Consider the following 10531-nt stretch of genomic DNA (forward strand, 5'->3'; position numbering starts at 1 on the left):
TTACTGAGGCAAAAAGGGCGGTGACGTTGGGTCACCGTCTCCGGCGAGGGTCGCGATCCCGCTCACGGACCGTCGGCACCGCGCGCCCGGGCCCGGCGGAGCGGTCGGCACGGCCGTCGCGCGTGCCCGGTCCGCGGGATATCGTCACGCCCTGTGAAGATTCAGCTCTCCCACCCGTGGCCGGAGACCGCCGCCGAGGCCGAGGCCGTGCAGGACGCGCTCCGGGCCGGGCTCGACCTGGCGGGCCCGGGCCCCGCCCGCCCGGCGACCGTGGCGGGGGTGGACGTCGCCTACCGCGGCGACCGGCTCGCGGCCGCGGTCGTCGTCCTCGACGCGGCGACCCACCGGATCGTCGAGCAGGTCGCGGTGGCCGGACGGACCGCGTTCGCGTACGTCCCCGGACTGCTGGCGTTCCGGGAGCTGCCCTCCCTCGTCGAGGCGCTGGAGCGGCTCACCGCGGTCCCCGACCTCATCGTCTGCGACGGGTACGGCCTGGCGCACCCCCGCCGCTTCGGCCTGGCCTGCCACCTGGGGGTGCTCACCGGCCTGCCCACCGTGGGCGTGGGCAAGACCGCCTTCGTCGGCTCCCACCGCGAGCCGGGCCACCGACGCGGGGACTGGAGCGAGCTGCTGCTGGACGGCGACGTGGTGGGCCGGGTGCTGCGCACGCAGGACGGCGTCAAACCGGTCTTCGTCTCCGTCGGCCACCGCATCGACCTGGACACGGCCTGCCGGCACGTCCTGGCGCTCAGCCCCCGCTACCGCCTCCCGGAGACGACCCGGGCCGCCGACCGGCTCTCCCGGGCGGCCCTGCGGGCGGCCTCCTGACGGCGGCCTCCGGCCGGGGGCGCCTCCTCACCGGCGCGGGGCACCGGGACGGACCGGCACGCTAAGGGATCGGCGCGGCGTGCGGGCGGGGGCGAGGGCGCGGGCCGGGCGCGGCCCGCGCGGGCGGAGAAGCTTCAGAGATGGGTCCCCGCCACCCGGGCCAGCAGGTCCTGCACCCGGGTCGCGAGGTCCTTGGGGCTGAACGGCTTGGTCATGTAGTCGTCGACACCCGCCTCGAACGCCTGCGTCACGTCGGCCTGCTCCGACTTGGCCGACAGCATGAGCACCGCGACGTTCTGCCCGCCCGGCATCTCCCTCAGCCTGCGGCACACCTCGGGGCCGGACAGCCCCGGCATCATCCAGTCGAGGATCACCACATCGGGCAGCCGTTCGGCCAGAGCATCCATCGCCGCCAGCCCGTCGTTGGCCATCCGCACCTCGTGCCCGGCCTTCTTCAGCGCGAAACTGATCACGAACTGGATGTCGGTGTCGTCCTCCACCGTCAGAACCCTGGCCATGTCTCACCCCCAACAGAGCGCGTCCCCGTTAAGTCAGTGCCCTGACCAGCGACATTCATACCGGCCTCGTGCCCTTTGCGCGAATTTGACGAGGACCGCGGCCCGTCCGCCGGGGACCCCTGCGGCACACTGGGACGGGTGACGGACCGGCGCGAGGGACCCTCCGGAACCGTACCCCGCCGCGAGGTCGCGATCCTCATCGGCCTGCAGGGTTCGGGCAAGACGAGTTTCTACCACCGGGTGCTCGCCGCCACCCACGCCCACGTGAGCAAGGACCACTTCCCGCGCGCCCGGCGGCGCCAGGAGCGGCAGCTCCGGCTGATCCGCGCGGCGCTGGAGGAGGGACGCGACGTGGCCGTGGACAACACCAACCCCTCCCCGCAGGAGTGGCTGCCCCTCATCGAGGTCGCCCGCGGGCACGGGGCCCGCGTGGTCGGCTACTGGTTCCCGCCCGACCTGGCGGCCTCCCTGGAGCGCAACGCCGCGCGGCAGGGGCGGGCCCGGGTCCCGGAGGTGGGCCTGTACGCCACTCTCAAGCGCCTGCGCCGCCCACGCCTGGCCGACGGGTTCGACGAGCTGTTCACCGTCGGCTTCGACGGTCGCGGCGGGTTCACCGTGCGGCCGCTGCCGGAGAGACCCCCGTGACCGGCGCACGCCGCGGAAGGTACGGCCGCGTCCGGAGGGAGCGCGGCGGCACGGCCGCCGTCCGGCGGCGCCGCGGACGGGACAGGGACGCGCGCGACGGCTAGCCTGGGGAAGGCGGGCGATCCGCGCCGTCGACCACGGGAGATGACGGTCATGGCCATGCTCCGGGCAGGATCGGGCGTGCTGCGCCGCAAGCCCATCGAGCACCTCGGCGAGCCGGAGGGCGGCGGGAGCGAGCGGCTCACCCGCGTGCTCGGGCTCTGGCAGCTCACCGCGATCGGGGTGGGCGGGATCATCGGGGCGGGCATCTTCACGCTCGCGGGCACGGTCGCCAACGGCACGGCCGGCCCCGCGGTCGTGGTGTCGTTCCTGATCGCCGGGGTGGCGAGCGCGGCGGCGGCGCTGTCCTACGCGGAGTTCGCCGGGCTCATCCCGAAGGCCGGCTCCGCCTACACCTACGGCTACGCGGTCCTCGGCGAGCTGGCGGGCTGGTTCATCGGCTGGGACCTGCTGCTGGAGTACACCGCGATCGTCGCGGTGGTCGCCATCGGCATCTCCGGTTACTTCTCGTTCCTCCTCACCGACCTGGGCGTGGCGCTGCCGGCGTGGATGCTGGGCGCGCCGGGCACCGGCGAGGGGCACCGGGTGGACCTGTTCGCGGCGGCCCTGTGCCTGCTGATCGCCTTCCTGCTGAACCTCGGCATGCGGAGCGCGGCCCGCTTCGAGACGGCCGTCGTCGTCCTGAAGGTCGCCGTGGTGCTCCTGGTCGTCGGCGTCGGCGTCTTCCACGTCGACATCGCGAACTACACGCCGTTCTTCCCCTACGGCCTCGGCGGCGCGCTCACCGGGGCCGCCACGGTGTTCTTCGCCGTCTTCGGCTACGACGCGATGAGCACGGCGGCCGAGGAGTCCAGGGACGCGCAGCGCCACATGCCGAAGGCGATCGTGTACTCGCTGGCCGTCTCGATGGTCCTGTACGTGCTGGCCTGCCTGGTGCTGACGGGCATGCAGCACCACACGGAGATCGACCCGGAGAGCGGCTTCTCCTCCGCCTTCCAGGCGGCGGGCCTGCGCGGCCTGGCGGACGTGATCGCGGTCGGCGCGATCGTCGGCATCCTCACCGTGATGTTCACGTTCATGCTCGGCGTGACCCGGGTCTGGTTCGCGATGAGCCGCGACGGCCTGCTGCCGAAGTGGTTCGCCAGGACGCACCCGACCCGGCACGTGCCGACGCGGGTGACCTGGATCGCCGGGGCCGTCTCCGCGCTCATCGCGGGGTTCCTGCCCATCGCGGAGGCGGCGGAGCTGACCAACATCGGCATCCTGCTCGCCTTCGCCGTCGTGTGCACGGCGGTGATCGTGCTGCGTTACCGCAGGCCCGACATGCCGCGCTCCTTCCGCTGCCCGGGCATGCCGGTCGTGCCCGCGGTCGGCGTGCTCTTCTCCCTCTGGCTGATCACCTTCCTGCAGTGGGAGACCTGGGCGCGCTTCGCCGTGTGGTTCGTGCTCGGCCTGGCGGTGTACTTCGGTTACTCCTACCGGCACTCCGCGCTGGCCGGGGCGGACCGCGCGGGACCGGAAGGGCCCGGGGAGCCGTCGTAGGGCCGCCGCGCGGGGCCGGTCAGGGTGTGGCGGGCGGGTGCAGCCAGCGGGCCGGGACCCGCGCCGTCACCGCCGCCGGCACCTCCACCTCGCGCCCGTCCGCGTCGTACAGCCCGCCGCGCACCCGGTAGGCGACGCCGGGCCGCAGGCACAGGGCCGCCGCCTGCTCGGGGGTGAGCCCGATGTCGACGCCGCCGGACTCCACCACGCGCACCCCTTCGACCATCGGCACGTCGTCGACGACGAGCACCTCCGTGACCGTCATCTCGAAGGCGCCGCCGCGCAGCCCGCCGTACTCCCGCTGCAGGTCCGGCCGCAGATCCCCGTACCGCGCGTCGGGCACGTGCACCCGGTAGGTCCCGCCGACCGCGACGGCGGATCCGCCCGGGCCGCCGGGCGCGTCCGCGGCGGGGCGCGCGGTGGAGCCGGCGGAGTACGCGGCCGGGACGGTGGGGCGCACGGCCGGCTCCGCACCGAGTGCTCCGGTCCGCGCCGTTCCCGGGGCGGCCGCGTGCGGGAGGGGGGAGGTGCGGGCGCCGCCGCTCCGCCGGGCACGGCGCCGTGGCAGCGCCAGGAGCAGCCCGCACACCAGTGCGCCGCCGGCCGCCGCCCGGAGGAGCGGCGGGTCCGCGGGCCAGGCCAGGAGCAGTGCGGCGGCGAGGGCGAGCACGGCGGCGACGGCGGTCCGCCTGCCCGGCGTACCGCGGCCGGGACGGCCGTCCGCCCGGCGCCCCGGCCGCCCGGGACGGCCGGGGGAGAGATCGAACAGATGCGACGGCATGGCGGCCTTCCGACAAGACCATGAGGACATCGTCACCATATGCGATTTTTATGGTCCTTTGACCATTTTTGGTAAGAGACAACCCTTCGCGGCCGACCTTCCGGGTGCCGGCACCGCACCCGTCGGCGGCACGTCCGAGCAGGTCAAGCCCGGTGACGGGCGGGATTTCGGTAAAGATTCCGTCTGCGGCGGGCCCCGATCCGGATGGGACGGGTGTTCCTGGGTAAGGCAATCGTCCCGGCCGCTGTACTGCCGGACCGGCAGGGCGCACCACGAAAGAGGGTCACGATGGCGAACGAGATCACCGAAGGCAAGGCCGCGGCGCGCGCGCTGGCCGCACGGCTGCCCGGCTGGACGGTCTGGTACGGCGAGCACACCCGCCACTTCTGGGCCCTCTCCCGCGCGCGGCGGCCCTCCGGCGCCTCGCACGCCGAGGCGGAGACGGCCGAGGAGCTGGAGCGGGCGGTCCGGCTCATCGAGGACGGCGCCGCGCCCCCGCCCTCCCCCGCCCGCGAGACGCCCGCCAGGCAGGCCTCCCCGCAGCAGGCCCCCGCACAGCAGACGGCGCAGCAGGCCCCCGCGCCCGAGGCGTCGCACCCCGGCCCGGCCGCCGCCCCGGAGCCCGAGCCGCGCCGCGCCGAGCCGGTGCGGGCGGCCCGCTGAGCCCCGGGTCCGGTCCGGGATGACCGCCGGGCCGCCGCCCCGGTGAGGGCGGCGGCCCGGCGGCCCCGTCCCGGCCCCGCCACCGCCCCGCCCGGCCCCCGGACCTCGCGGAGGGGTGAACCGTCCGAGAACGGGTATGATCATTTGTCATAAAAAGCGAAGATAGTCCGATTAACTCTCGCGTGATCCTCTTGCCGCCGACCGGTCCGGTGGCGGCACGGAGACAAGGAGTGAACCCGGAATGATTCGTGCCCGCTTTCCTCGTTCCCTCCCCCCCGGTCCGCCCCGCCTGGCGCTCAGCGCCGTGCTCGTCGCCGCCACGGCCCTCGCCGGCGCCCCCGCCCTGCTGTCCGCCGGATCCGGCCGGAGCGGGGCGGGACCGCCCGCCGGGCCGTACGTCCCGATGGAGCGGCCTGCGCACGCGGCGCTGGAGCGCATGCTGCGGGTGGCCGAGCAGCAGATCGGCATCCGGGAGAACGCCGAGGGCGGCGGCACCAAGTTCCACTCCTGGTACATGGGCACCGAGCGGGCCTGGGAGACCGCGGCCCGCGACGGCCACACCGTGCAGGCCTACGTGAACGCCCCCTGGTGCGCGATGTTCGTCTCCTGGGTCGCCGAGCAGGTCGGCCTGCGGTCCACGACCGGCTCCGACGTCTACGTCGTCACCTGGGCCCGGCGCTTCCAGCTCGACGGGCGCTGGGGCACCACCGCCGTGCCCGGCGCCCTCGCCTTCTTCGACATCGACGGCGGAGGCGGGAGCGGCGAGGACGTCTACCGGATCGACCACATGGGCCTGGTGAAGAAGGACAACGGCGACGGCACGATCACCACCATCGAGGGCAACACCGACAGGGGACTGGTCGAGCAGCGCGTCCGCGGCAAGGGCGAGGTCGTCGGCTACGGCTACCCCGAGTACCCCGCGATCTGGGGACCCCGCTCCGGCGCCCCGGCGCGGGCCGCCGGAGCGGGCTGGTGAGCCGGGCGGCGCGCTACGCGCAGCGCACCGGGAGCGGCTCCGGGGACGCCGCGCGGCGGTAGCGTCCCGCGTGGAAGATCAGCGGCTCCCCCTCCCAGCGCCGGAAGTGCTCCACCTGTCCGACCAGGATCAGATGGTCACCGCCCCGGTGCACGGCCACCGTACGGCAGGCGAAGTGCGCCAGGGCGCCGGCGAGCACCGGTGCGCCGCCCGGGCCGGGCGGCGCCTCCACCCCGGCGAACCTGTCGGGCAGCGGCGCGGCGAACCGCCGGGACAGGTGCTCCTGGTCCTCCGCCAGGACGTTGACCGCGAACCGCCCCGCCGCCAGGAAGACCGGCAGGGCGGCCGAGCGCCGGGCCAGGCACCACAGCACCAGCGGCGGGTCGAGCGAGACCGAGGTGAACGAGTTGACGGTGACCCCCGCCCGCTCCCCGCCCCGGGCGGCGGCGGTGACCACCGCCACCCCGGTCGCGTACTGCCCGAAGGCCTCACGCAGCGTCCCGGCCTCCCCCGTCACGGTGTCCCCCGTCGCCGCGCTCCTGGCGGCCTCCCCCGTCGCCGTGCTCATCGCCGTGCCCCTTCCCGCTCGCGCGCCCGCGCCAGGTACCCGCCCGCCGCGGCGGGGTCCATGAACCACCCGGCGAAGTCGGACGGGTCGTCGAAGCCGTTCACGAACCGGGCGGCCACCTCCGGCAGTCCGCCCGCGGCCCGGAGGATCTCCAGCACGTGCGGCGGCGGGGGCGCCAGGAGCGCGTTCGTCCAGGCGGTGACGTGCCGGGCGGTCTCCCAGTGGCGCTCGAAGGCGGCCTCCATCCAGGCGGCGTCGAACGGCCGCCCGCCGCGCGTCAGGATGCTCTCCAGGTAGGAGGCCGCGCACTTGGCGGCGTTGTTGGCCCCCTGCCCGGTGACGGGGTCGTTGAGCACGACCACGTCCGCGACCCCCAGGACCGGCGCGCCGGAGGGCAGCGTCGCGACCGGCCTGCGCACGGTCGGGGCGAAGCGTCCGGTCAGCACGCCGCCGTCGTCGGTGAGCTCGGCTCGGGCGCAGCGCTCGGCCTCCCACGGCAGGAAGGTCTCCAGGATCCACCGGCTCCTGGCCAGGTGCTCGGCGGGGGTGCGCACATCGGACCAGCAGTCCATCGGCCCGCCGACCAGCCCCTCGAACACCATGATCTCACAGGGGCCGGTGACGGTGAGCGCCGGGAAGACGAAGTACTCGCCGACCCCCGGGATCAGGTTGAAGCAGACCGCGGAGTGCTCCGGCCGCGGCACCAGCCCGGTGACGTAGGTCAGCGCCAGGGCCCGCTGCGGGGCGTCGTACGGCGAGCGGGCCGCGTCCCGCTCGAACAGCGAGGCGATCGGCCCCTTGCCCGCCGCGACCAGGACGAGGTCGTACCGGTCGGCGTACTCCTCCAGGTCGCCGGCCGTGGCGTCGTGGATCACCAGCTTGCCGCCGCGCCGTTCCACCTCCGCCATCCAGGCGGGCATCTTCAGCCGCTGGTCGACCGAGCGGGCGGGCGTCTCCAGCCGGGCCGCCCAGTGGATCGCCCGGCCGCCGCCGGGGCCGGGCACGGTGAGCTGGATGCCCTCGATGGGCGGGCAGGCGTCGCCCCACAGGTCCAGGCCGAGGGCGCGCTCGTGGCCGAGGGCCGTGCCGAACACGGCCTGGCTGGACATGGCCCGGCCGCCGCGGATCTCCCCGGGGGTCCGGTTGGAGACGACGGTGACGTCGTAGCCGTGGCGCAGCAGGCCGAGGGCGAGGTGGAGCCCGGCCTGCCCGGCGCCGACGATGAGGATTCTGCGCATGGTGGTGCGTCCTTTCTCAGGTTGAGGGGACGGCCCCCGGGAGGGGATGGTCGGTTCGGCGCCTGATCAGAACGTACGGCGGGCGCCGCCGTGCGGGCCATCCGCTCGGCGCGGGTTCCGTCCGCCTGGCGCGGACCCTCCGCCGGGCCCGCGGCCCCGCACGGGGAGCCGTCACCGGCCGCGCAGCGTCCGCGAGGGCGGGCACCCGTACTTCGCGCGGTAGGCCGCGGCGAACCGGCCCTGGTGCCAGAACCCCCAGCGCGCGGCCACCGCGGTCACCGTGACGCGGGCGGGGTCGGCGGCGGTCAGCTCGCCGTGGACCCGGCTCAGCCGCACGTCCCGCAGGTACTCCATCGGCGTCGTGCCGAGGTGGCGGCGGAACCCCTCCTGCAGTGAGCGCCCGCTGACCGCCACCGCGCGGGCGACGTCGTCGGTCGTCAGCGGCTCGTGGGCGTGGCCGTCGACGAACTCCATCGCCCGGCGCACCACCTTGGGCACCGCCGGCGGCCGGGGCGCGTTCAGCAGGTCGCGGTGGTTCGAGGGCTGCATCGTCAGCAGCGAGGTGAGCAGGGCGCTCTCCAGGTGGGCGACCGCCAGCGGCTGCGCGGCGAGCCCGTCGTCGCGCCCGGCCTCCCGGACGAGCAGGTCCGCCATCGCCCGCCAGGACCGCGCCCAGCCGGCGGTCATGTCCACACCCGGCTCGAAGCGGACCGGCCGGTCGGGCCGCCGCCCGAGCATGCGCTCCAGCGTGCCCTCGACCGCGGACCGGTCGAACTTGACGATCAGCTGGGGGCAGCCCGCCTCCCAGTGCATGTCGAGGTACTCGGTCGGCGAGGGCAGGGAGGCCAGCCGCGGGGTCGAGACGATCTCCTGGCCGCCGCACCGGATCAGGCTGCGCCCGGCGAGCGGGATCTGCACGAGGAAGAAGGACTCCAGCTCACCCGGCTCGATGTGCACGTCCGCGCCGTAGTCGAGGTAGCTCACCCGGACGGCGCCGAGCCGCGCGGAGTTGAGCCGGGCGGCCAGCCGCGGGGCCCGCCCGGTCAGCTCCAGCCGGTGCGGGCAGAACACCCTCGCCACCTGCTCGCGGGCCTCGTCGAGGTCCCCGGTGCCGAAGACCGGCCTGTCTTCGAGCGGAACCCGCTCCCGTGCCTGTCCCATCGGTGCCCTCCCGGCCCGGTGCCCGTCGCGTGCGCGCCGCGCGCGGGCGCGGTGCGTGCACGCGATGGTCACGGATCCGGAACCGGCCGACCACGTATGAATGCACAGAAGGGCGGATCCGCGGCGGGGGACGTGCGGTGGGGGCGGATGCGCGGCCGGCGGGCGAGTGGGCGCGCGGGCGGCCGGGGTCCCTTGCGGCGGCGGGACGGAGTCCGCCCGGCGCGGGGGCGGCCTACGGGGCCGTGCCCGGCTCGGCGCAGAAGACGACGCCGGTGGTGGTCACCTCGACGTCCCGGCGGGAGGCCGGGACGAAGGCGGACCCGCCGGCCGTCAGCCGGAGGGGGCCGGCCTCCGCCGCCCCCTCGGTGCACAGCAGGATGCGGGGTGCGCCGCCGGGCAGCAGGTGCCCGCCCTCCCCGGCCAGCCTCCGGAGCCGGAACTCCTCGGCCGGGACGGCGTACACGCCGTCGCGGGCCCGCACCGGGAGCGGAGCTGCGGCCGGATCGGTGACGCGCAGCAGTTCCGGGACGTCGACCGGCTTGGGGGTGAGCCCGGCCCGCATGACGTTGTCGGAGGCACCCATGATCTCCACCCCGAAGCCCCGCAGATAGCAGTGCGGCACCCCCGCGCCCAGGAAGAGCGCCTCGCCGGGGGCGAGCTCGTGCCGGCGCAGCAGCAGCGGGGCCAGGCAGGCGGGATCACCGGGGTGCAGCTCCGCCAGCCGTACGGTCAGCGCGTGGTCGGGGCCGTCCACCTCGGCGGCCGCCCGGGCGATGCCCTCCGTCTCGCGGTGCTCCTCCAGGAGCACGCGCAGGGCGTCGAGGACGGCGCCCCGCCGCAACAGCGCGACCACCTCCCCCAGCGAGGGCAGGCCCAGCCCCGCCACCATCCCGGCGGCCTCCTCCGCCGGGCGGAACCCGGCCAGCGCGCTGAACGGGGTCAGCGCGCAGACGAGCTCCGGCTTGGGCCAGGGGTCGCCGTAGACGCCGCGCGCGTGGCCCTCCTCAGCCTGCTCGGCCGACGGGTGGACCTGCAAGGAGAGCGGCCGGGCGACCGCGATGAGCTTCATGAGGTACGGCAGGCGCGCGCCGAACCGGGCGAGCACCGCCTCGCCCAGCTGCCCGTGCGGGTCGGCGGCGACGGCGGCGGCCAGCGAGCGGTCCTGCCCGGCCAGCAGCGAGGGGCCGGCGGGGTGGGCGCCGAGCCACATCTCCGCCTCGGGGCCGGGGGCGGGCACGGGCCGCCCGGTGAGGGCGGCGATGTCGGTGCGCGACCCCCAGGCGTAGTCCTTGACGGGGTTGGCCAGCGGGTACATGCGGGTTCCTCGCTCGGGGGCTGCCGATTAACCGGATAAGCGAGATGAATCTACGATCCTCATGACAACGATGTCAATCGTCTCTCGCCGCCTCGGTCCGGGCTCCCCGCGGCCGCTTCCGCGCGGCGGAGCGCGGGAAGGCGCCGGGCGCCCGAGTTCCAGGGCTGCGGACGCGGGGGTCTTGGTGACCAGGGGCAGCTCGGCGGCCCACATCAGCAGCATCATCGCGGTGCCGG

General features: G+C 75.3%; 11 protein-coding genes. 5 read left to right on the forward strand and 6 right to left on the reverse strand.

Annotation, left to right across the window (positions count from 1 at the left end):
* The first annotated feature begins 153 nt into the window (after nt 1-153).
* Nucleotides 154-828, forward strand: a complete 675-nt coding sequence (locus ABD823_RS13860) for an endonuclease V (protein ID WP_344859479.1) — start codon at nt 154-156, stop codon at nt 826-828.
* Nucleotides 829-962: 134 nt separating this feature from the next.
* Here the strand turns inward: ABD823_RS13860 and ABD823_RS13865 are convergent, their stop codons facing one another.
* Nucleotides 963-1346 (reverse strand): response regulator transcription factor, encoded by a 384-nt coding sequence (locus tag ABD823_RS13865; protein WP_344859481.1) that lies wholly within the window; start codon nt 1344-1346, stop codon nt 963-965.
* A gap of 138 nt (nt 1347-1484) precedes the next feature.
* Between ABD823_RS13865 and ABD823_RS13870 the strand changes: the two genes are divergently transcribed.
* Both ABD823_RS13870 and ABD823_RS13875 read left to right on the forward strand, forming a co-directional pair.
* Nucleotides 1485-1991, forward strand: coding sequence for an AAA family ATPase (locus ABD823_RS13870; protein ID WP_344859483.1), 507 nt, complete (start codon nt 1485-1487; stop codon nt 1989-1991).
* Between the two features lie 159 nt (nt 1992-2150).
* Entirely contained in the window at nt 2151-3593 is a 1443-nt protein-coding gene (locus tag ABD823_RS13875) for an amino acid permease (protein ID WP_344859485.1), read from the forward strand.
* A gap of 19 nt (nt 3594-3612) precedes the next feature.
* On the opposite strand, the gene ABD823_RS13880 is transcribed toward ABD823_RS13875, so the two are convergent.
* Nucleotides 3613-4374 carry a hypothetical protein gene (locus ABD823_RS13880; RefSeq protein WP_344859486.1) on the reverse strand — a complete coding sequence of 254 codons (762 nt, stop codon included), beginning with the start codon at nt 4372-4374 and terminating at the stop codon, nt 3613-3615.
* A 288-nt stretch (nt 4375-4662) separates the two neighbouring features.
* Here ABD823_RS13880 and ABD823_RS13885 point away from each other — a divergent pair, with 288 nt between their 5' ends.
* Together ABD823_RS13885 and ABD823_RS13890 are read left to right on the forward strand one after the other, a co-directional pair.
* On the forward strand, nt 4663-5037 hold the full coding sequence (locus ABD823_RS13885) for a hypothetical protein (protein WP_344859488.1): 375 nt from the start codon (nt 4663-4665) through the stop codon (nt 5035-5037).
* A 241-nt stretch (nt 5038-5278) separates the two neighbouring features.
* Entirely contained in the window at nt 5279-6013 is a 735-nt protein-coding gene (locus ABD823_RS13890; protein WP_344859489.1) for a CHAP domain-containing protein, read from the forward strand.
* Nucleotides 6014-6026: 13 nt separating this feature from the next.
* On the opposite strand, the gene ABD823_RS13895 is transcribed toward ABD823_RS13890, so the two are convergent.
* From ABD823_RS13895 to manA, 4 genes are all read right to left on the reverse strand, one after another.
* Entirely contained in the window at nt 6027-6581 is a 555-nt protein-coding gene (locus ABD823_RS13895) for a flavin reductase family protein (RefSeq protein WP_344859490.1), read from the reverse strand.
* Nucleotides 6578-7819: a styrene monooxygenase/indole monooxygenase family protein gene (locus ABD823_RS13900; RefSeq protein ID WP_344859492.1), complete on the reverse strand. Its 1242-nt coding sequence runs from the start codon at nt 7817-7819 to the stop codon at nt 6578-6580. Before ABD823_RS13900 ends, ABD823_RS13895 begins: the two co-directional genes overlap by 4 nt.
* Before the next feature lie 171 nt (nt 7820-7990).
* Nucleotides 7991-8980 (reverse strand): AraC family transcriptional regulator, encoded by a 990-nt coding sequence (locus tag ABD823_RS13905; protein ID WP_344859493.1) that lies wholly within the window; start codon nt 8978-8980, stop codon nt 7991-7993.
* A 232-nt stretch (nt 8981-9212) separates the two neighbouring features.
* Nucleotides 9213-10295: a mannose-6-phosphate isomerase, class I gene (gene manA / locus ABD823_RS13910; protein ID WP_344859495.1), complete on the reverse strand. Its 1083-nt coding sequence runs from the start codon at nt 10293-10295 to the stop codon at nt 9213-9215.
* Nucleotides 10296-10531 lie beyond the last annotated feature (236 nt).

Origin of the sequence: Planomonospora alba (genome assembly GCF_039534085.1) — a bacterium.
Classification (GTDB): Bacteria; Actinomycetota; Actinomycetes; order Streptosporangiales; family Streptosporangiaceae; genus Planomonospora_B; species Planomonospora_B alba.